The sequence below is a fragment of the Shinella sp. genome (genome assembly GCF_035998705.1).
Classification (GTDB): Bacteria; Pseudomonadota; Alphaproteobacteria; order Rhizobiales; family Rhizobiaceae; genus Shinella.
On sequence record NZ_DASYHH010000007.1, the window covers coordinates 57,578 to 78,043 of the forward strand.

17 protein-coding genes are annotated in these 20,466 nt (G+C 66.5%); 13 read left to right on the forward strand and 4 right to left on the reverse strand.

The genetic code is table 11. The annotated features are described in order from the left end of the window. Positions 1-285: 285 nt before the first annotated feature. The 3 genes from ileS to VGN93_RS01920 all read left to right on the forward strand — a co-directional run bounded on the left by ileS (position 286) and on the right by VGN93_RS01920 (position 4,454). On the forward strand, positions 286-3,177 hold the full coding sequence (gene ileS / locus VGN93_RS01910) for an isoleucine--tRNA ligase (protein ID WP_327506121.1): 2,892 nt from the start codon (positions 286-288) through the stop codon (positions 3,175-3,177). Positions 3,178-3,349: 172 nt separating this feature from the next. Beyond that, on the forward strand, positions 3,350-3,964 hold the full coding sequence (locus tag VGN93_RS01915; RefSeq protein ID WP_319310389.1) for a hypothetical protein: 615 nt from the start codon (positions 3,350-3,352) through the stop codon (positions 3,962-3,964). Between the two features lie 4 nt (positions 3,965-3,968). Further along, complete coding sequence (locus tag VGN93_RS01920; protein WP_327506122.1) at positions 3,969-4,454, forward strand: GNAT family N-acetyltransferase; 486 nt, start codon at positions 3,969-3,971, stop codon at positions 4,452-4,454. A 55-nt stretch (positions 4,455-4,509) separates the two neighbouring features. Here the strand turns inward: VGN93_RS01920 and VGN93_RS01925 are convergent, their stop codons facing one another. Continuing rightward, positions 4,510-4,953, reverse strand: a complete 444-nt coding sequence (locus VGN93_RS01925) for a nucleoside deaminase (RefSeq protein ID WP_327506123.1) — start codon at positions 4,951-4,953, stop codon at positions 4,510-4,512. Between the two features lie 70 nt (positions 4,954-5,023). Here VGN93_RS01925 and VGN93_RS01930 point away from each other — a divergent pair, with 70 nt between their 5' ends. From VGN93_RS01930 to VGN93_RS01940, 3 genes are all read left to right on the forward strand, one after another. Further along, complete coding sequence (locus VGN93_RS01930; RefSeq protein ID WP_327506124.1) at positions 5,024-6,853, forward strand: pseudouridine synthase; 1,830 nt, start codon at positions 5,024-5,026, stop codon at positions 6,851-6,853. Between the two features lie 6 nt (positions 6,854-6,859). Then, on the forward strand, positions 6,860-7,420 hold the full coding sequence (gene rsmD / locus VGN93_RS01935; protein ID WP_319310397.1) for a 16S rRNA (guanine(966)-N(2))-methyltransferase RsmD: 561 nt from the start codon (positions 6,860-6,862) through the stop codon (positions 7,418-7,420). Between the two features lie 85 nt (positions 7,421-7,505). Beyond that, a complete protein-coding gene (locus VGN93_RS01940; protein ID WP_327506125.1) occupies positions 7,506-8,372 on the forward strand; it encodes a patatin-like phospholipase family protein in 867 nt (288 codons plus the stop codon). Positions 8,373-8,551: 179 nt separating this feature from the next. On the opposite strand, the gene VGN93_RS01945 is transcribed toward VGN93_RS01940, so the two are convergent. Next, complete coding sequence (locus tag VGN93_RS01945; protein ID WP_327506126.1) at positions 8,552-10,339, reverse strand: monovalent cation:proton antiporter-2 (CPA2) family protein; 1,788 nt, start codon at positions 10,337-10,339, stop codon at positions 8,552-8,554. Between the two features lie 108 nt (positions 10,340-10,447). Between VGN93_RS01945 and VGN93_RS01950 the strand changes: the two genes are divergently transcribed. From VGN93_RS01950 to lpxK, 6 genes are all read left to right on the forward strand, one after another. After that, complete coding sequence (locus VGN93_RS01950) at positions 10,448-11,794, forward strand: TldD/PmbA family protein (protein WP_327506127.1); 1,347 nt, start codon at positions 10,448-10,450, stop codon at positions 11,792-11,794. A 4-nt stretch (positions 11,795-11,798) separates the two neighbouring features. After that, positions 11,799-12,605, forward strand: coding sequence for a 3'(2'),5'-bisphosphate nucleotidase CysQ (locus VGN93_RS01955; RefSeq protein ID WP_327506128.1), 807 nt, complete (start codon positions 11,799-11,801; stop codon positions 12,603-12,605). A 59-nt stretch (positions 12,606-12,664) separates the two neighbouring features. Beyond that, complete coding sequence (locus VGN93_RS01960) at positions 12,665-12,901, forward strand: DUF4170 domain-containing protein (protein ID WP_327506129.1); 237 nt, start codon at positions 12,665-12,667, stop codon at positions 12,899-12,901. Between the two features lie 113 nt (positions 12,902-13,014). After that, a complete protein-coding gene (gene waaA / locus VGN93_RS01965; RefSeq protein ID WP_327506130.1) occupies positions 13,015-14,328 on the forward strand; it encodes a lipid IV(A) 3-deoxy-D-manno-octulosonic acid transferase in 1,314 nt (437 codons plus the stop codon). Between the two features lie 14 nt (positions 14,329-14,342). Then, entirely contained in the window at positions 14,343-15,077 is a 735-nt protein-coding gene (locus VGN93_RS01970) for an HAD family hydrolase (RefSeq protein ID WP_327506131.1), read from the forward strand. A gap of 103 nt (positions 15,078-15,180) precedes the next feature. Beyond that, the gene (gene lpxK / locus VGN93_RS01975; protein ID WP_327506132.1) at positions 15,181-16,221 is read left to right on the forward strand and encodes a tetraacyldisaccharide 4'-kinase; all 1,041 of its coding nucleotides are present in this window, start codon (positions 15,181-15,183) and stop codon (positions 16,219-16,221) included. Between the two features lie 81 nt (positions 16,222-16,302). Here lpxK and VGN93_RS01980 read toward each other — a convergent pair whose 3' ends face one another. Together VGN93_RS01980 and mutL are read right to left on the reverse strand one after the other, a co-directional pair. Next, positions 16,303-16,536 carry a DUF2093 domain-containing protein gene (locus tag VGN93_RS01980; RefSeq protein ID WP_319312289.1) on the reverse strand — a complete coding sequence of 78 codons (234 nt, stop codon included), beginning with the start codon at positions 16,534-16,536 and terminating at the stop codon, positions 16,303-16,305. Between the two features lie 76 nt (positions 16,537-16,612). Further along, complete coding sequence (gene mutL, locus VGN93_RS01985; protein WP_327506133.1) at positions 16,613-18,415, reverse strand: DNA mismatch repair endonuclease MutL; 1,803 nt, start codon at positions 18,413-18,415, stop codon at positions 16,613-16,615. Between the two features lie 308 nt (positions 18,416-18,723). On the opposite strand from mutL, the gene VGN93_RS01990 reads away from it, so the two are divergent. After that, the gene (locus VGN93_RS01990; protein WP_327506134.1) at positions 18,724-20,421 is read left to right on the forward strand and encodes a response regulator; all 1,698 of its coding nucleotides are present in this window, start codon (positions 18,724-18,726) and stop codon (positions 20,419-20,421) included. Positions 20,422-20,466: the final 45 nt, after the last annotated feature.

Below are 20,466 nucleotides of genomic sequence, written 5' to 3' on the forward strand. Positions count from 1 at the left end.
CCCGAGGATGACGAAGGAAAGGTTTGGTGGTTTTTGTCAGCGCTCCATGGCCGCTTTGCCGCTCCTCCCGTCTTTTCAAACCAACGAAAAGGCCGTAATACCGCGCGCATGATGCTCAACCGGCTGACCATCGATCTGCGAATTAGTGGCCCGGCCTTCCGCGCGCTCTGAGCGAGGCCGGAAGGTCCGGGATTTTGGGCGTTTTCGAAAAGCGCCCCCGCCGTCGAAGCCTGACAATATCCCCGCATGCGCAAACGCGCGCGAAAAAAGACGATAGCCATATCCATGACCGATACGCCCGAAAAAGTCGATTATTCGCCCACCCTCTACCTGCCGCAGACGGATTTCCCGATGCGCGCCGGCCTGCCGACGAAGGAGCCGGAAACGGTGGCCCGCTGGCAGCAGATGGGTCTCTACAAAAAGCTGCGCGCCTCCGCCGCCGGCCGCGAGAAATTCGTGCTGCACGATGGCCCGCCCTATGCCAACGGGAACATCCATATCGGCCACGCGCTGAACAAGATCCTGAAGGACGTCATCACCCGCTCCTTCCAGATGCGCGGCTTCGATTCCAACTATGTGCCCGGCTGGGACTGCCACGGCCTGCCGATCGAATGGAAGATCGAGGAAAAATACCGCGAGAAGGGCAAGAACAAGGACGAGGTTCCGGTCAACGAATTCCGCCAGGAATGCCGCGACTTCGCCGCCGGCTGGATCAAGATCCAGGCGGAAGAGTTCAAGCGCCTCGGCATCGAAGGCGACTTCGACAACCCCTACACGACGATGAATTTTCACGCGGAAGCCCGCATCGCCGGCGAACTTTTGAAGATCGCCCGCAGCGGCCAGCTCTACCGCGGCTCCAAGCCCGTCATGTGGTCGGTCGTCGAGCGCACGGCGCTGGCCGAAGCCGAAGTCGAATATGCCGATGTCGAGAGCGATGCGATCTGGGTAAAATTCCCGGTGACCGAAGGTCCGGCCGAGCTGCTCGGCAATTCCGTCGTCATCTGGACGACCACGCCCTGGACGATCCCCGGCAACCGCGGCATCGCCTTCTCGTCGCGCTATCCCTATGGCCTCTACGAAGTGGAAAGCGCGCAGAACGATTTCGGCCCGCAGCCGGGTGAAAAGCTGATCTTCGCGACGCGTCTTGCGGATGAGGCGGCCGCGAAAGCAAAGCTCACCTTCAAGTTCCTCCGCGACGTTGCGCCGGAAGAGCTGGCGGCGGTCGTCTGCGCCCATCCGCTGGCTTCTCTCGGCTACGACTTCAAGGTCCCGCTGCTCGATGGCGATCACGTCACCGACGATGCCGGCACCGGCTTCGTGCACACGGCACCCGGCCACGGCCGCGAGGACTTTGACGCCTGGACGGCGGCGGCCCGCGCGCTTGAGGCGCGGGGCATCTCGTCGAAGATCCCCTTCACCGTCGACGACGCCGGCTTCTACACCACCGACGCCCCCGGCTTCGATGGCGCGCGCGTCATGGACGACAACGGCAAGAAGGGCGATGCCAACGAGCGCGTCATCAAGGCGCTGATCGCCGCCAATAACCTGTTTGCCCGCGGCCGCATCAAGCACTCCTATCCGCATTCCTGGCGCTCCAAGAAGCCGGTCATCTTCCGCAACACGCCGCAATGGTTCGTCTATATGGACAAGGAACTCGGCGACGGCACCACGCTGCGCTCGCGTTCGCTCAAAGCCATCGACGACACGCGTTTCGTGCCCGCCGCCGGCCAGAACCGCCTGCGCGCGATGATCGAAGGCCGCCCGGACTGGGTATTGTCGCGCCAGCGCGCCTGGGGCGTCCCGATCGCCGTCTTCGCCGACGAGAAGGGCGAAGTTCTCGTAGACGAGGCCGTCAACGCTCGCATCCTCGACGCCTTCGAGCAGGAGGGTGCGGACGCCTGGTTCGCCGAGGGCGCCAAGGAACGTTTCCTCGGCAACGACCACGACCCGGCCAAGTGGACGCAGGTCATGGACATCCTCGACGTCTGGTTCGATTCGGGCTCGACGCACACTTTCACGCTGGAAGACCGTCCCGACCTGAAGTGGCCGGCCGACGTCTATCTGGAAGGCTCCGACCAGCATCGCGGCTGGTTCCATTCCTCGCTGCTGGAATCGGCAGCGACCCGTGGCCGTGCGCCCTACAACGCCGTCATCACCCATGGTTTCACCATGGACGAGAAGGGCGAGAAGATGTCGAAGTCGAAGGGCAACGTTGTCTCGCCGCAGGATGTGATGAAGGAATCGGGCGCCGATATCCTGCGCCTCTGGGTGATGACCACCGACTACTGGGAAGACCAGCGCCTCGGCAAGACGATCATCCAGACCAACATCGACGCCTACCGCAAGCTGCGCAACACGCTGCGCTGGATGCTGGGCACGCTGGCGCACGATACGGGCGAGGAGATCGCTCTTGCCGACATGCCGGAGCTCGAAAAGCTGATCCTGCACCGGCTGTCGGAGCTCGACGCCGTCGTGCGTGAAGGCTACGACGCCTTCGATTTCAAGAAGATCGCCCGCTCGCTCATCGATTTTTCGAATGTCGAGCTCTCGGCCTTCTACTTCGACGTCCGCAAGGATGCGCTCTACTGCGACGCCCCGTCGTCGCTGAAGCGCCGTGCCTCGCTCTGCGTCATCCGCAAGCTGTTCGAGTGCCTCGTCACCTGGCTGGCGCCCATGCTGCCCTTCACCACGGAGGAAGCCTGGCTGTCGCTGAAGCCGGATGCCGTTTCGGTGCATCTGGAACAGTTCCCGGTGGTGCCGGCCGAATGGCGCAACGACGCGCTCGAAGCCAAGTGGGAGAAGATCCGCGCCGTGCGTTCGGTCGTCACCGGTGCGCTGGAGATCGAGCGTCGCGAAAAGCGCATCGGTGCCTCGCTGGAGGCCGCCCCGATCGTCTCCATCGCCGATCCGGAACTGCTCGCCGCACTCGAAGGCCAGGACTTTGCGGAGATCTGCATCACCTCGGCCATCACGCTGGTTGCCGGCGAAGGCCCGGCCGATGCCTTTCGTCTGCCGGACGTCGCAAAGGTCTCCGTCGAGCCGAAGCTTGCCGAAGGCCGTAAATGCGCCCGCTCCTGGCGCATCACCACGGATGTCGGTGCCGATCCGGACTATCCGGACGTCTCGGCCCGCGACGCGGCGGCGCTGCGCGAGATCGGTTTTCGTCGCGCGGCGTAAGGCATAGCACTGTTGACGGCCGGGGCTTTCCGGCCGTCGATATGCCGGGTGAATTGCGCTTGTGGTCTTCATCCGGTATTGCTGCCTGAAAATGGTCGGATTTTTCCGCCATGGCACGGCGATCTATTGCCGTGTTCGGGCTTTGGGCGCCGGCTCCGCTGGAAGGGTATTCATGGGAATGACGCGAAATATTCGGCTGCGTACCGGCTTGATCGGCCTCCTCGGTGGAAGCCTCCTGCTGACCGGCTGCATGGGGCCGACCTACGGCACGGGCAAGACCGCGGGCGAGCAGCTGGTGGACGACATCGGCAATGCCGTGACGCTGCGGCCCGACGACAAGGAAAAGAAGAACATCCGCTACCAGCCGCGCGGCGGCCTCGTGGTGCCGAAGGATGAGCTCGCGCTGACCACGCCGCAGCAATCCGTCGCCGGCAAGGACAATCCGGAGTGGATCGAAAGCCCCGAGGATATGCGCGAGCGTCTGCGCACCGAGGCTGCGGCCAACAGCGACGATGGCAACTACCGTTCCCCGCTCGCAGCCCAGAACACCACGAACCGCAAGCTTTCCGCCGCCGAGCAGACTGCCGCTTATCGTGACGCACGCCGGTTGCAGATGGGCGCCTATTCCGACAAGCGCCGTTACCTGAGCGACCCGCCGGTCGATTATCGCCGCCTTCCGGAAGAGGCCTCGGCCGATCTCGGCGAGCCGGAGCGCACCAAGGAGCGCCGACGCAAGAAGGAAGCGAAGGCGGCCAAGCAGAGCGGTTCCGCCTGGTGGCCGTTCTAGGCCGATGACGGCTTACAATATTCGTCCGGCGTCGGTCAGCGACGCCGCGACCATCCTGCGTTTCATCCGCGAACTTGCCGATTACGAAAAGGCGCTGCACGAGGTTGCGGCGACCGAGGAGACCATCGCCGCCTCGCTGTTCGGCGAAAGCTCCGTCACCCGTGCGGTGATCTGCGAGACGGAGGCGGGCGAGCCCGCCGGTTTCGCCGTCTGGTTCATGTCCTATTCCACCTGGCAGGCGAAGAACGGCCTCTATCTCGAAGACCTCTATGTGACGCCCGATCACCGCGGCGCCGGCGTCGGAAAGATGCTGCTGCGCCATCTCGCGCGCCTCGCGATCGAAGAGGGCTGCGGCCGTTTCGAATGGAGCGTGCTCGACTGGAACACCCCGGCGATCCGCGTCTATGACGCGATCGGCGCCGAGCCGCAGTCCGAATGGATCCGCTACCGGCTGTCTGGCGACAAGCTTAGACAGTTCGCTGAAGGCTAAAGCATTTCCAGCCGAAGCGACGCTTCGGCGTTGGATAATGCGGCGAAACAAGAATCTAGCGCCGTTCGGCGAAAAAATCCTTGAGGATTTCCGCCGCTTCCAGGCCGCCGATGCCGGAATAGACATCCGGCGCGTGGTGGCAGGTCGGCTGCGAAAAGAAGCGCACGCCATTGTCCACCGCGCCGCCCTTCGGGTCCTCCGCACCGTAATAGAGCCTTCGGATTCGGGCGAAGGAAATGGCGGCGGCGCAGAGCGTGCAGGGTTCGAGCGTCACGTAGAGATCGGCACCCGTCAGGCGCTCCTGGCCGAGCCTGCGGGACGCCTCGCGGATGACGGCGACCTCGGCATGGGCGGTGATGTCGCTCTCCGCCCGCGTGCGATTGCCGGACTTTGCCACGACCGCGCCGTCGAGCACCAGCACGGCGCCGACCGGCACTTCGCCCCGCTCGCCCGCCGCACGCGCCTCGGCCAGCGCGATCTCCATGAAGCGATTTGTCATTAGCGGCACGAATTCCTCTTAACCCGGGGCGTGTGACCTGATAGGACACGCCAAAACGCAGGCAGCACAAATGACATTCAAAGACAAGCCAAAACGGCCGGGTGACAAGCCCGCGGGCCGTGACCGCAAGCCCCGTGCCGCCGCATCGGCCGGCGAGGGCAAGCCATCCTTTGCCGCCGGCAAGCCGGCAGGCAAGAAACCGGGCGGCAAACCCTTCGCCGGAAAACCCGCGCGTGACGCCAAGCCGGCCCGCGATGCGAAGCCTGCCAAGGCGGCGCCGAGCGCTTCGGCAAGCGCCGACCTCGCGCCCGAGCGCATCTCCAAACTGCTCGCCCGTGCGGGCGTCGCCTCGCGCCGCGATATCGAGCGCATGATCATGGAAGGCCGCGTCAGCGTGAACGGCAAGGTGCTGGACACGCCGGTGCTCAACGCCACCTTCGCCGACCGCATCGAGGTCGACGGCATGCCGATCCGCGGCATCGAGCGCACGCGCCTCTGGCTCTACCACAAGCCGGCCGGCCTGGTGACCACCAATGCCGACCCGGAAGGCCGCCCGACGGTCTTCGACAACCTGCCCGAAGACCTGCCGCGCGTCATGTCCATCGGCCGCCTCGACATCAACACCGAAGGCCTGCTGCTACTGACCAATGACGGCGGCCTCGCGCGCATGCTGGAGCTGCCGACGACCGGCTGGCTGCGCCGCTACCGCGTGCGCGCCCACGGCAAGATCGAGCAGGCTGACCTCGACAAGCTGAAGGACGGCCTCGCCGTCGACGGCGTGCTCTATGGCGCGATCGACGCGACGCTCGACAAGGTGCAGGGCACCAATGTGTGGATCACCATGGGCCTTCGCGAAGGCAAGAACCGCGAGATCAAGAACGTGCTCGGCGCGCTCGGTCTCGACGTGAACCGCCTGATCCGCATCTCCTACGGTCCGTTCCAGCTCGGCGAACTGCCGGAAGGCCACGCCCAGGAGATCCGCGGCCGCACGCTGCGCGACCAGCTCGGCCCCCGCCTCATCGAGGAAGCCAAGGCGAATTTCGATGCGCCGCTCTTCGACCACGCGGTCGACGATGCGGACGAGAAGCCGGCCGCCAAGACCCGCGATGCCGCGCCGCCCGCCTGGGGCGAAAGGCCCGCCGGCCGCCGCGACAAGCCGGAAGACCGCCGCGAAAAGGCCCGCGCCCGCCTCGACACCAAGCGCGACGACCGCTTTGGCGAGAAGCCGCGCGGCGGCCCTCGCGACCGCACCGACGATCGTTTCGACGGCAAGCCGAAGCGCGAGCCTGCCGGGCGCGCCCGCAAGTCGAATGTCTGGATGGCGCCCGGGGCCCGTCCGGTTGCCGAAAAGAAGGCGGAGACCGCCGAAGGCGTGAAGCGCGAGCCGCGCGAACGGCCCGAAGGTGCGCCGAAGACCAAGCGCTACGGCCGCACGGCCGATGGCGCGCCGACGCGCTCGTCGAAGAAATTCGATCCCGACCGCAAGGGACCGGCCCGTGGCCGCCCCGGCGACGACCGCGCCGACAAGCCGCGCGTGCTGAAGACCCGCGACGAGGACGGCGAGTGGATCCGCGCCTCCGAGCAGGATCGTGACGACGGCGGTCGCGGCGGCTTCGGCCGCAAGCGCTCCGGCGCCGGCGACGACCGTGCCCCCCGCGACTTCGGTGACCGCGCGCCACGCGGCGACCGCTCCTTCGGCGACCGTCCGGCCCGTGACGACCGCAAACCTCGCGCGGAGGGTGAACGCACCTTCTCGGATCGCCCGCCGCGTCGCGATGGCGGCAAGCCTTTCGGCGCAAAGCCGTCCGGCGGCAAATCCTTCGGCGGCAAGCCGGGGGGTGGACGCCCCTCCGGCGGCAAGCCCGCCGGTGGCAGCCGTCCGCGCGGCAAGGGCAAGTAAGCGCCCGTGCGGATCGTCGGCGGAGAGTTTCGCGGCCGCGCGCTTGCGACGCCGAAGTCGGATGACATTCGTCCGACGACGGACCGCACGCGCGAAAGCCTGTTCAACATCCTGTCGCATGCCTATCCGCAAGCGCTCGACGGCACGCGCGTGCTCGATCTCTTCGCGGGCACCGGCGCGGTCGGCCTGGAGGCGATGTCGCGCGGTGCGCGGGCGGCTCTCTTCGTCGAGCAGAGCGTCGAGGGCAGGGGGCTCCTGCATTCCAACATCGAAACGCTGGGCCTCATCGGCCGCGCCAAGATTTTCCGGCGCGATGCGACGTCGCTCGGCAGCGTCGGCACGGTGGAGCCGTTCGACTTTCTCTTCGCCGATCCGCCCTATGCCAAGGGGCTTGGCGAGCGGGCGCTCGATGCGGCGGCGCGCGGCGGCTGGCTCGTCGATGGCGCCCTTGCCATCCTCGAGGAGCGTGCCGATATTCAGCCTGCCGCCGTCGATGGCTACGAGCTTCTCGAAGTCCGCACCTTCGGCGACACGCGCATGCATTTCTACCGCTACCGGTCCGGCTGAACCGTAGAGCATTTCCAGCCGAAGCGGCATCGCTTCGGCGTCGGATAATGCGGCGGAAACAAAAAGCGAGCAGGAGACCGCCGCGATGACCGATGCCCTCGTTTCCGCGGACGTGTCGCGGCCAGGCGGCCCGACGGTCGCCATCGCGCTTGGCGGCGGCGGCGCGCGGGGCCTCGCCCATATCCATGTCATCGAAGTGCTGGACGAACTCGGCATCCGCCCGGTGCTGATCTCGGGCGCCTCGATCGGCGCCATCCTGGGCGCCGCCATGGCGGCCGGCATGTCGGGCAGGGAAATCCGCGAGCACACGCTCGCCACGATCGGCCATCCGAGCAGCATCATGAACCGGCTCTGGAGCCTCAGGCCGACGCGGCTCTCCGAAGTCGGCTTCCGCGTCGGGCAGTTCAACCTGGAGCGCGTGCTGAAGGCCTTCCTACCGGATCGCCTGCCGGAGACGTTCGAGGAGCTGGCGATCCCGCTGAAGGTCGTGACGTCCGATTATTACGGGCAATGCGAATGCGTCTGCGAGAGTGGGCCGCTGTTTCCGGCGATCGCCGCCTCCGCCGCACTTCCGGCCGTCTTCCGCCCGGTGATGATCAACGGCCGGGTGATGATCGACGGCGGGCTGTGGAACCCCGTGCCCTTCGACCACCTCATCGGCCACGCCGACATCACCATCGGCGTCGACGTGATCGGCCAGCCGGCGGCCGGCACCGCGGAACTGCCCAACAGCATCGACAGCCTCTATGGCGCGACCCAGCTCACCATGCGCTCCATCGTCACGCTGAAGCTCGAAAAGGGCGCGCCGGACATCTACCTCCGCCCGGATGTCGGCCGCTTCCGGGTGCTCGATTTCGTCAAGGCCAGCGAAGTCCTCGCCACCTCCGCCGGTATCCGTGACGAGCTGAAACGCGCGCTCGACGAAAAACTGTCTGCCGCCGTTAAGGCATAGTGCACGACACCCCCCTCTGCCCTGCCGGGCATCTCCCCCTCAAGGGGGGAGATCGGCAAGCGGCAAGGACATTGCTTCAAGGGCACCGTTTATTTTGGGCGAAACGCCTGCCCCATCCAATCTCCCCCCTTGAGGGGGAGATGCCCGGCAGGGCAGAGGGGGGTAACGGCACACAGTGGTCAGACGCTCTCCCCCTCATCCGCCTGCGTCACGTTCTTCGGCTTCAGCAGCGGCTCCGGCTTGACGGGCTTGGAGTGCAGCATGTGCCGTCCGGCGGAAATCCCCTCGGCGGCCTGGAGCTCCAGCCGGGCCACGTCGCGGCGGCGGATGTCGTCGCCGATGGCCAGGGCGTCGTCCGGCTCGACGCCGAGCGCTTCCAGCGTTTCCCGGCCGAAGACGAGGGCGGATTCGAAGGTTTCGCGCACGTCGTGCTGCACGCCGCGGGCGCGCAGCGACAGCGTGTGTATCCGGTCGTAGGAGCGAGCGAAGATCGTCGCGTTGGGATATTCCGACTGTACGAGATCGACGATGCGGTCCGTCGAGGCCTTGCCCTGCGTGCAGACGGCGACGATCTTGGCGCGCTCGATGCCGGCGGCGCGCAGCACGTCCTTGCGCGTACCGTCGCCGAAATAGATGCGGAAGCCGAAATTCGCGGCCTGGCGCACGCGGTCGGTCGAGTGGTCGATGACGGTGACCTCGCGCCCGCCGGCAAGCAGGATCTGCGCGGCGATCTGGCCGAAGCGCGAGAAGCCGATCATCAGCACGTCCGCCCCCGCGCCCTCGAAATCCTCCTCTATCTCTTCCTCGACATCGGCCACCAGCAGGAAGCGCGAGAGCGCCGCCGCAATCGGCGTCAGCGCCATGGAGGTCGTCACGATGGCGATGAGCAGCGAGGCGAGGCCGCCGGAAAAGATGCCGGCGGCGGCCGCCGCGGTGAACAGCACGAAGCCGAATTCGCCGCCCTGCGGCAAGAGCAGCGCAATGCGCACCGCATCATTGTGCGAGGAGCCGGTGAAGCGGCAGAGGCCGTAGATCACGACGCCCTTCACCAGCATGACGGCGGGCGTGGCGATCAGGATCGTCAGCCAGCTCGAAAAGATCACGTCGAGATGCAGCGACAGGCCGACGGCCATGAAGAACAGGCCGAGCAGGATCCCGCGGAACGGTTCGACATCCGCCTGCAACTCATGGCGATAGGAGGAATCGGCCAGCAGCACGCCGGCAAGGAACGCGCCCATCGCCATGGAGAGGCCGGCCAGCTGCAGCAGCATGGCGGCCGCCAGCACGACGAAGAGGGCGGCCGCAATCATCGCCTCGCGCGCGCCGGTGCGTGCAATGATCTGGAACAGCGGATTGAGCAGGTAGCGGCCGGCGACGAAGAGTGCCGCAATGGCGGCGATGGCGACGAGGAAGTCCTGGAAGGCCGTCGTCGTGTCCTGCGGCGCCTGTTCGGCAAGCAGCGGGATCAGCGCCAGCAGCGGCACGATGGCGAGATCCTGGAACAGCAGCATCGAGAAGGCGCGCTGGCCGAAGCGCGTGTTGGTGTCGCCCTTCTCGTCGAGGATCTGCATGGCGAAGGCGGTGGAGGAGAGCGCCAGGCCGAAGCCGATGATCAGTGCCCCGTCCCAGGCCTCAAGCCCGAACAGCAGCGTAAGCCCCGCCAGCACCAGGCCGGTGACGACGACCTGCGCCAGGCCGAGCCCGAAAATATCGTGGCGCATCGCCCATAGTCGCGACGGCTTCAGCTCCAGCCCGATCAGGAAGAGCAGAAAGACGACGCCGAGTTCGGCGACGCCGAGCAGTTCCTCGCCGTCGCGGATCTGGTGCAGGATCGGGCCGATCACCACGCCGGCGGCAAGGTAGCCGAGAATGGTGCCGAGCCCCAGCCGCTTGAAGATCGGCGCGGCGAGAAGCGCGCCGCCGAGCATCAGCAGGACCTCGTTATACGGGCTGTGGGTATAGGACATGCGGAAGGCTTTCTTCGAGGGGCGCGGGCGCGAGGGCAAAAAAGGCGCGGCTGCCCTTGATGCTCGTGCTACTGCACAATAAATGGGTCAGCAAAGAAAGGCCAAGTCATGTCAGAGACGATCGATTCCGCAAGCCTTCTCGCGCGCGCCGGCGAACTCATCGACCGCGCCATACAGGCGGGGGCGGAGGCGGCCGATGCCGTCGTCGTGCGTGGCCGCTCCTCGTCCGTCAGCGTGCGGCTCGGCAAGGTCGAGGGCACGGAGGCCTCGGAGAGCGACGACTTCTCGCTGCGCGTCTTCGTCGGCAAGCGCGTCGCCAGCGTTTCCGCCAATCCCGGCTTCGACCTGACGGTGCTCGCCGAGCGCGCCGTCGCCATGGCCAAGGCCTCGCCGGAAGACCCCTATGCGTCGCTCGCCGCCGAGGCCGACCTCGCGCGGGACTGGCCGGACCTCGAACTCTACGACCCGACCGACGTCTCCGCCGAACAGCTGACCGAGGCAGCACTTGCCGCCGAAGCAGCGGCGCTGGCGGTCTCCGGCATCACCAATTCGGGCGGCGGCGGTGCTTCCGCCGGCATGGGCGGCCTGGTGCTCGCCACATCGCACGGCTTTTCCGGCGCCTATAGCGGCAGCCGCTTCGGCCGCTCCGTCAGCGTCATTGCCGGCGAAGGCACGAAGATGGAGCGCGACTACGACTTCGATTCGAGCCTCTATTTCGCCGACCTGCGCGATGCCGGGGAGATCGGCCGCGAGGCGGCGGCCCGCGCCGTGCGCCGGCTCAACCCGCGCCAGGTGCCGACGGCCAAGAACGTCACCGTCGTCTTCGATCCGCGCGTGGCGCGCGGCATAACCGGCCACATTGCCGGCGCGATCAACGGCGCCTCCGTCGCCCGCAAGACGAGCTTTTTGCGCGATCGCATGGGCAAGCAGGTGCTGAAGGCCAGGCTTTCGGTCACCGATGATCCGCTCATCGTGCGCGGCTCCTCCTCCCGCCCCTTCGACGGCGAGGGCGTCACCGGCAAGCGCCTCGCCATGATCGAGGACGGCGTGTTGCAGCACTGGTTCCTCTCCACCTCCACCGCCAACGAACTCGGCCTCAAGACCAACGGTCGCGGCGTGCGCGGCGGCACCTCGGTCGGCCCGGCCTCCACCAACCTCGCGCTGGAGCCCGGCGATATCTCGCCGGAGGATTTGATCCGCTCCGTCGGCACCGGCTTCTACGTCACCGAGCTGATCGGCCAGGGCGTCAACATGGTGACGGGCGAATACAGCCGCGGCGCCTCCGGCTACTGGATCGAGAACGGCGAGTTGACCTTCGCGGTCTCGGAAGTCACCATCGCCTCCAACCTCGTCGACATGTTCATGCGCATCACGCCGGCAAGCGACATCGACCGCTCGTTCGGCGTCGCCGCGCCGACGCTGGCCATCGAAGGCATGACGCTTGCCGGGACGTGACACCATGCCGAACCCCGCCAACCCCTGGACCGCCGATCTCGATCTGCTCGTCGGTGCCGCGCGGCTGGCGGGGGCGCGCGCGCTCGATTTCTTCCGCAAGGGGCCGGAAGTCTGGTGGAAGAACGGCGGCCACTCGCCGGTGAGTGCCGCCGATTTCGCGGCCAACGATATCCTCAAGAAGGAGCTGCTCTCCGCCCGGCCGAACTATGGCTGGCTGTCGGAGGAGACGGACGACGATGCCGGCCGGCTCGACTGCGAGACGGTTTTTGTCATCGACCCGATCGACGGCACGCGCGCCTTCATCGCCGGCAAGGACATCTGGTGCGTCAGCGCCGCCGTCGTGCACCGGGGCCGCCCCGTCGCGGGCGTGCTCTTTGCGCCGTCGCTCGATGAACTGTTCACCGCCGCCGCCGATGGCGTGGCGCTGAAGAACGGCCAGCCGATCAACGTCACCGAGCCGGATGCCGGCCGTTCGACGCGCATGGCGATCCCCGAGGACATGACGCAGGACCTCCACCGGGGCCTCTCCGGCGGCGTGCAGCGCATCTCGCATGTGCCGTCGCTCGCCTACAGGCTTGCCATGGTGGCGGACGGGCGCATCGATGCGACGCTGGTCAAGCGCAACGCCCACGACTGGGATCTGGCGGCCGCCGACCTCATCCTCGCGCGCGCCGGCGGATCGCTCGTGACGCTCGATGGCGAGCCGCTCCTCTACAATCGGCCGACCGTCAGCCACGAGACGCTGGCTGCTGCCGGTTTGTCCCGGCTTTCCGGGCTTGTGGAGGCCTCCCGGCACCTTGCCGGCCATTGACCTTTGGTGCGGAATACCGCAAACCACCTGCCGAAATCGGTAAGAAAAAGAGAGAAGACATGACCGAAACCACCGAACCGAAACAACTCCTCCACCTCGTCTTTGGCGGCGAGCTGAAGACACTCGCGGACATGCAGTTCCGCGACCTCAACAATCTCGATATCGTCGGAATCTTCCCCGATTATGCATCCGCGCTCACCGCGTGGAAGGGCAAGGCGCAGCTGACCGTCGACAATGCGCATATGCGTTATTTCATCGTCCACATGCATCGCCTTCTGGACCCGCAGAACGGCTGAGCCAAGTTCCCCGACATCGTTCCGCGCGGCCCGGCGCCGCGCCGAACAGAAAGACCGGACCCCTTCATGATCCCGAAAAACCGCAGAACAGCTCCAGCAAAAGTGCCCTGCGCATGAGCAGACGGCTCGCCCGTTTCGCGCTGTCGCTGTATCGCTGGGGCGGTGTCGCGCTCTATCCGATCGTCGGGCCCTATCTCGGGTTTCGCGCCGCGAAGGGCAAGGAAGACCGGTCCCGCCGCCGCGAACGCTACGGGTTTGCGAGCGTCGCGCGCCCCACCGGCCCGCTCGTCTGGTTCCATGCGGCAAGTGTCGGCGAAACGATGGCCGTCATTCCGCTGATCAAGGAAGTGCGCCGCCGCGGCATCGCCGTCCTGCTCACCACCGGCACCATCACCTCGGCCAAGGTGGTGCGCGAACGCCTCGGGCCGGATGTCATCCACCAATATGTGCCGCTCGACGTGAAGCCGGCGATCAGCCGCTTCCTCGAATATTGGCATCCCGACCTCGCCATCATGGCGGAGTCGGAGATCTGGCCGATGACCATCCTGGAGCTCGGCAAGCGCCATATCCCGCAGGTCCTGGTCAACGGCCGCATTTCGGATCGGTCCTTCCCGCGCTGGAAGCGGCGCATGTCGATCGCCGACGCGATCTTCGAGAATTTCGCCCTCGTCATCGCCCAGTCGGAACTCGATGCCGACCGGTTTCGCACACTCGGCGCGCTGCCCGTCATGGTCTCGGGCAATCTCAAGGTCGACACGGATGCGCCGCCGGCCGATTCCGCCGTGCTCCGCGGCTATCTCGACCAGATCCGCGACCGGCGCACCTGGGCAGCGATCTCGACCTTCGAGGGCGAGGAGGCGGCCGCCGGCAATGTGCACCGCGCGCTCAAGGAGCGCACGGGCCTGCTCACCATCATCGTGCCGCGCCATCCCGAGCGCGGCGACGCCATTGCCGACATGCTGACGGCGCGCGGCCTCAAGGTCGCTCGCCGCACGCTGAATGATCCGCTGACGCCGGAGACCGATATCTTCCTTGGCGACACGATCGGTGAGATGGGGCTCTACCTGCGCATGACGGAGATCGCCTTCGTCGGCCGCTCGCTCTTTGCCGAGGGCGGGCAGAACCCGCTGGAGCCCGCCATGCTCGGCTGCGCCATCCTGTCCGGCGGCAACGTGCAAAATTTTCGCGAATCCTACCAGCAGCTCGCCCGCAACGGCAGCGCCAAGATGGTGCGCGACGTCGAGATGCTGGCCAAGGGCGTGCACTACCTCATGATGAACGACGACATGCGCAAGCAGATGATCGAGGCGGGGCAGGAGACCGTGCAGGAGATGCGCGGCGCGCTGCGTGCCACCATCAAGGGGCTGGAACCCTATATCAATCCGCTCACCGTGAAGGCCCGGCTTCATCCGCGCCAAACTTCCTGACGAAAGACCCGGCCATGACCAAGGCGCAGACCATCTCCGGCATCCTTTTCGACAAGGACGGGACGCTGCTCGACTATGTCAAGAGCTGGGTGCCGGTGAATTACGAGCTTGCCCGCATCGCCGCCGCCGGCGACGAGGACCTGGCCCGCGTGCTGCTGCTGGCAGGCGGCATGAACCCGGACACCGGCTATGTCACGCCCGACAGCCTGCTGGCCGCCGGCAACACGGTCGAGATCGCGGAAGGCATGGTCGCCGCCGGCTCTCCCTTCACGGTGGACGCGCTGGCCGCCCATTTCGACGGGCTTTTCGCCAATTCCGCGCAGCTTGCCGTCGCCGTCACGGACCTCGCCCAGTTCTTCGCCACCATGCACGCCCGCGGCTACTGGCTCGGCGTTGCCTCCAGCGACAACGAGGCCTCGATCCGCGCGACGGCCAAGCGCTTCGGCTTCGATAGCTATCTGCACTATGTCGCCGGCTACGACAGCGGCTATGGCACCAAGCCCGAACCCGGCATGGTAATGGGCTTCTGCGCGGTGACGGGCCTCGAACCGCACCAGATCGCCGTCGTCGGCGACAACAACCACGACATGCATATGGGCCGCAATGCCGGCGCCGGCCTCACCGTCGCCGTGCTGACCGGCACCGGTTCACGCCAGTCGCTCGCCGACGCCTCCGACTACTGCCTCAACGACATCACCGAACTCGTGCCCCTCTTCCCCGAAGCGGCCATCGCGCGCCCGGCAGCGTGAGAAAACCACCGCTCGTTCACCTGGCCCGTTTCGCATGGTTGATTTTCCGCCGCTTCTCGCGTTTCTTGGAAGCGACCGGGTCGGGACGCCCGTGGGGGACTGAATGGTAAGTGAAGCGCCGCCTTTCTGGTGGACGAAGGCTGACTGGCGCGCCTATGCGCTCTGGCCGGTCTCGCGCCTCTATGGGCTCATCGCCGGCCGGCGTATGCGCAAGGGCCGGCGTGCCGAGATTTCGGTGCCCGTCATCTGCGTCGGCAATTTCACCGTCGGCGGCGCCGGCAAGACGCCGACGGCGATCGCGCTCGCCCGCGCGGCGAAGGCCCGCGGCCTGAAACCCGGCTTCCTGTCGCGCGGTTATGGCGGTTCGCTCGATGTCACCACCGTCGTCGATCCGCACCACCACCGCGCCCGTGCGGTCGGCGACGAGCCGCTGCTGCTTGCCCGCGAGGCGCTGACGGTGATCGCGCGCCGCCGCGTCAAGGGCGCCAGGAAACTGGTGGAGGAGGGCGCCGACCTCATCATCATGGACGACGGCTTCCAGAGCGCACAGCTCGCCTTCGACTATGCGCTTTTGGTCATCGACACCCGCCGCGGCATCGGCAACGGCCATCTCGTGCCGAGCGGTCCGGTACGCGCGCCGCTCGCCGAACAGATGCGCCAGGCCAATGCGCTGCTGGCGATCGGCGACGGCAATGCCGCCGACCGGCTGATCCGCCAGGCGGCCCGCGCCGGCAAGGCGATTCATTCCGCGACGCTCGCCACCGTTGGCGCGGCCGACCTGCGCGACCAGGTCGTCATGGCCTGGTCGGGCATCGCCGATAACGAAAAGTTCTTCCGCACCGTCACCGAGACCGGCGCCCATCTCTACGTCACGCGCGGCTTTCCCGATCATCACTACCTCAGCGACGACGAGGCGGCGGATATCCTCGACCATGCCGCAGGCCTCGGCTACCAGCTCGTCACCACGGCGAAGGACAGCGTGCGCCTTGCCGGCGGGCATGGCCGCTCGGAAGAATTGAAGGAAAAGAGCCGGGTGATCGAGGTGGAAATCCGCTTCGATGACCCGAAGGGGCCGGATGCGATCATCGACGCGGCGATTGCCAGCGCACGGCGGCGCAAGCTGCACCGGCTGGCGGAGAAATAGGTTTTTAGGGGATAGCCAATAGGCAGTAGCCAATAGGGATCGCGTCTGCGAACTCGGCTGGCAGCATCTACTGCCTACTGCCTACTGCCTCTTCTGCGTCGGCAGCGCGCCGGCGCGCTTTTCGGCCTCCAGCGAGGCCTCGCAGCTGACATAGGGTTCCTGCCGCCCGACGCTCCAGTAGCGCAATTCGTCGACAGGGATCGTCTCGCCGGTCATCGCGCAGGTGACGTGCGAACCCGGCATCAGGATCTGGAAATCGCCGTCGAGATAGCGGATCTTCGCTTCGCGGCTGCCGCGGCCTTCAAAACGGTTCATCATCGATTTCAATATCCATCTCATGTGATACCTATGCCATATCGCGGCATAGGCTAAATTTCCAGCGGTTTCCCTCTCAGCTTCGCCCGAACAGCCGCTCGATATCGGAGAGCTTCAGCTCGATATAGGTCGGCCGCCCGTGGTTGCACTGGCCGGAGCCGGGCGTCGCCTCCATCTGGCGCAGCAGCGCGTTCATCTCTTCCGGCCGCATGCGCCTGCCCGAGCGCACCGAGCCGTGGCAGGCCATGGTGGCCGCAAGATAGTCCAGCTTGTTCTTCAGCCCGCTCGCCGTGTCCCATTCCGCCAGTTCGTCGGCAAGCTGGCGGATGAGGCCGGCCGCGTCCATCTCGCCGAGCATGGCCGGCGTCTCGCGCACGGCGACGGCACCGGGACCGAACCGCTCGATGCCGAGGCCGAGTTTTGCGAATTCGTCGGCATGGGCGACCAGCCGGTCGCAATCGTCCTCGGAGAGATCGACGATCTCGGGAATGAGCAGTGCCTGCGCCGGCACGGCGCGCGAATGCAGCGCATTGCGCATTTCCTCGAAGACCAGGCGCTCATGCGCCGCGTGCTGGTCGACGATGACGAGCCCGTCCTCGGTTTGCGCGACGATATAGTTGGCGTGAAGCTGGGCGCGGGCAGCACCCAGCGGATGGCGCTGCGGCGGCTCCTCTTCCCGGGCGGCCGGCGAGGGGAAGACCGGCTCGCTGCGGGCCGAGGGCGTTGCGAAATCGGCAAAACCGGCCTGCTGCTCGCGGAAATGGTTCGGGGCGGCCCCGGCCGTCTCGAAGGGGCGGTAGGGCGAGGCGGACGGCGTCCAGGCTGCGGCGGGGCGGGCGGTCTCCGGCCGGAAGGCGCGCATCAGGCCGGCGGCCCCCGTCGTCGCCGCGCGGTCGCCCTCGCGGGCGAGCGCCTCGCGGATGGCGCCGATGATCAGGCCGCGCACCAGTCCGGGGTCGCGGAAGCGCACGTCGGATTTCGCGGGATGCACGTTGACGTCAACCAGTGCCGGGTCGATGTCGATCGCCAGCACCGCGACCGGATAGCGCCCGTGCGGGATCGTCTCCGCATAGGCCGCGCGCAGCGCCGACCAGATCAGCTTGTCCTGCACCGGCCGGCCGTTGACGAAGGCGAACTGGTTCAGGCTGTTGCCGCGGTTGAAGGTCGGCACGCCGGCAAAGCCGGTCAGCCGCACGTCCTCGCGCGCCGCGTCGATCTCGATGGCATTGTCGCGGAAATCGCGGCCGAGCACCTGGGCGATGCGGGCGAGCCGGTCCGTGCCGGTGGCGGGAAATTCCAGCGTCGTGCGGTCGGAGCCCGACAGCACGAAGCGCACCTGCGGGAAGGCGATCGCCATGCGCCGCACCACGTCGGAAATCGCCGACGCCTCGGCCTTCTCGCTCTTCAGGAACTTGAGGCGCGCGGGCGTGGCGAAGAACAGGTCGCGCACCTCGACCACCGTGCCGCGATTGGCGGCAGCCGGCCGCACCGGCTGCACCTTGCCGCCGGTCACGCTGATCTCCGCCCCTTCGCCGGCGTCTGCCGTGCGGCTCAGCAGCGAGAGTTTCGCGACGGAGCCGATCGATGGCAGCGCCTCGCCGCGGAAACCGAGCGTGCGGATGTCCAGGAGATCCGTTTCGAGCTTGGAGGTGCAGTGCCGGCGGATCGCCAGTTCCAGCTCGGCCGGCGCCATGCCGCTGCCATTGTCGGTGACGCGCAGCAGCGTCTTGCCGCCGCCGGCCGTGGCGATCTCGATGCGTGTCGCCCCGGCATCCAGCGCGTTTTCGATCAGTTCCTTGGCAGCGCTTGCCGGCCGTTCGATCACTTCGCCGGCGGCAATCTGGTTGATGAGGGTTTCGGAAAGCTGCCTGATGGTCATGCCGCCATTTTCGCGGATTCGGCGCGGGCTTGGAAGGGCCAACTTGCCTTATCCCGGCTTGCGTCGAAGGGCCTTCTGAAATCGTTTAATCAGGCTTTAATAAAATGCTGCGAACGTGCCCGGACGCTTGTATGAACACAGGCCGGCCGGGTCCTCCGGTGGACAATTTCAGCGTCGCTGGCCGCTGTCATTCCCTGACGTCCGAAGGTGCGAACCGCACCGATCAGCATGATACCGGGAATGCCAGACAGGCGAGGTCTGCCACTATGAATGATGTAGCGTCGTCAGACGCGAACATCCGGCTGGGAATGTTTGAAGCCGCGTGCGATATCCTCGCCGCCGCCGTGATCGTCTACGACAAGAACGATTGCCTCGTCTTCGCCAGCCGCCAGGTTCTCCGTTATTTCCCGATCCCCGCCGATACGCTGAAGGCCGGCACGCGGCTGCGCGACGTGCTCGGCGCGATCTTCGACAGCGGCGTGCGCTACGGCATTCCGCCCGAACAACGCCACAAGGCGGTCAATCGCGAGGAGTGGATCTCCAACCGCATTTCCGCCCATTGGCGCGAGCAGTACGACGCCGTCGAGCGGCTCGGCCGCGACCGCTGGATCCATTTCCGCAAGCGCCGCCTGCCGAACGGCTACAATGTCACGACGCTGGTCGACGTTTCCGAACAGAAGAAGCAGGAAGAGCAGTGGCGCTCGGACCTCGAGCGCATCGCGCTGACCGAGGAGATCCTCGAGACCCTGCCGTCGCCGGTGATCATCAAGGACCGCAGCCTTGCCTACATCGCGGCGAACCGAGCCTTCTGCGCCATCTACGACGTCAATGCAGACGGCGTCCTCGGCCGCACGGTCTGGGACCTGGCGGATGCGGAAAACGCCGAGCGCATCGAGCGCAGCGACCGCGCCGTGCTGGAGACGGGCGAGCCCTTCCGCGTGCCCGAGCACGTCATCCGCGCCGACGGCTCCGACCTCTATATCATCACCCACAAATACCGCATCGGCGCCCCCGGCCACCACGCGCTGGTGACGGTCATGGAAGACGTCAGCGCCTTCGTCGCCGGCACCAGGACCGTGTCGGACGACGAAGACGCGTTCCTGCGGGTGCCCGGCGGTTTCGTCGAGGCGCAGAACTGCTTCGACCCGGTGCACGACGCCGAACGCCGGCTGCTGCTCGACCAGCTGAACCCCGAGGAGCTGCGCGCGCTTCCCGGCAAACGCGTTTTGATCGCGACGCCCAATCCGCGCATCGAGGAAATCCTCGTCGGCGAGTTCAAGGCGCGCGGTGCCGATTGCTGCGCGGTGCGCAGCGTCAGTGAACACGATGCCTTCCTCGCCCTTGCCGCCCGACAGGGTTTCAGCCTCGACGCGGTGGTGATCGACGCCAACATGCCGGACCACGAGGCCATCATAGACAATGGCCGCGGCATCGCCGCGCAGGTGATCGCGCCGGACGGCATCGGCCCGGATTTCATGCGCGGGCTCGTCGAGGAGCACGAACTGCTCTCGGAAAACCAGTCGCCGCTCGGCGACATCATGACGCCCGTCTCGCACGCCGACGACTGGTACATCGCGACCGACATCTCCACCATGCTGCCCGGCGCCGTCGGCGATATCGAGGTGCTGGTGGCGGAAGACAACCAGATCAACCAGTTCGTCTTCTCGCAGATCCTCGAAGGCATGGGCATCTCGCACCGCATCGCCGAGAATGGCGAAGAGGCCGTCATGCTCTGGCGCAAGCACCAGCCGCGCCTCGTGCTGATGGACATCTCCATGCCCGTGATGAACGGCATCGACGCGGCGATGGAAATCCGCGCCGCCGAGAAGCTGACCGGCACCCACACGCCGATCGTCGCCGTCACCGCCCAGGCCCTCAATGTCGACATGCAGAACTGCATGGACGCCGGCATGGACGACTATATCACCAAGCCCGTCAGCCCCGACATGATCGAGGCGATCTACCGGCGCTATGCCATCGCGCAACCGGAGAAATCTGTCGCATAAGTTGAAAAGGACCGGTCAACTCCCCAGATTTGGGGAGGCGTGAGG

Bases quoted from the DNA above. Each gene is read 5' to 3' on its own strand.
- ileS (WP_327506121.1), top strand. From the start codon at position 286: ATGACCGATACGCCCGAAAAAGTCGATTATTCGCCCACCCTCTACCTG.
- VGN93_RS01915 (WP_319310389.1), top strand. From the start codon at position 3,350: ATGGGAATGACGCGAAATATTCGGCTGCGTACCGGCTTGATCGGCCTC.
- VGN93_RS01920 (WP_327506122.1), top strand. From the start codon at position 3,969: ATGACGGCTTACAATATTCGTCCGGCGTCGGTCAGCGACGCCGCGACC.
- VGN93_RS01925 (WP_327506123.1), bottom strand. From the start codon at position 4,953: ATGACAAATCGCTTCATGGAGATCGCGCTGGCCGAGGCGCGTGCGGCG.
- VGN93_RS01930 (WP_327506124.1), top strand. From the start codon at position 5,024: ATGACATTCAAAGACAAGCCAAAACGGCCGGGTGACAAGCCCGCGGGC.
- VGN93_RS01940 (WP_327506125.1), top strand. From the start codon at position 7,506: ATGACCGATGCCCTCGTTTCCGCGGACGTGTCGCGGCCAGGCGGCCCG.
- VGN93_RS01945 (WP_327506126.1), bottom strand. From the start codon at position 10,339: ATGTCCTATACCCACAGCCCGTATAACGAGGTCCTGCTGATGCTCGGC.
- VGN93_RS01950 (WP_327506127.1), top strand. From the start codon at position 10,448: ATGTCAGAGACGATCGATTCCGCAAGCCTTCTCGCGCGCGCCGGCGAA.
- VGN93_RS01955 (WP_327506128.1), top strand. From the start codon at position 11,799: ATGCCGAACCCCGCCAACCCCTGGACCGCCGATCTCGATCTGCTCGTC.
- VGN93_RS01960 (WP_327506129.1), top strand. From the start codon at position 12,665: ATGACCGAAACCACCGAACCGAAACAACTCCTCCACCTCGTCTTTGGC.
- waaA (WP_327506130.1), top strand. From the start codon at position 13,015: ATGAGCAGACGGCTCGCCCGTTTCGCGCTGTCGCTGTATCGCTGGGGC.
- VGN93_RS01970 (WP_327506131.1), top strand. From the start codon at position 14,343: ATGACCAAGGCGCAGACCATCTCCGGCATCCTTTTCGACAAGGACGGG.
- lpxK (WP_327506132.1), top strand. From the start codon at position 15,181: ATGGTAAGTGAAGCGCCGCCTTTCTGGTGGACGAAGGCTGACTGGCGC.
- VGN93_RS01980 (WP_319312289.1), bottom strand. From the start codon at position 16,536: ATGAACCGTTTTGAAGGCCGCGGCAGCCGCGAAGCGAAGATCCGCTAT.
- mutL (WP_327506133.1), bottom strand. From the start codon at position 18,415: ATGACCATCAGGCAGCTTTCCGAAACCCTCATCAACCAGATTGCCGCC.
- VGN93_RS01990 (WP_327506134.1), top strand. From the start codon at position 18,724: ATGTTTGAAGCCGCGTGCGATATCCTCGCCGCCGCCGTGATCGTCTAC.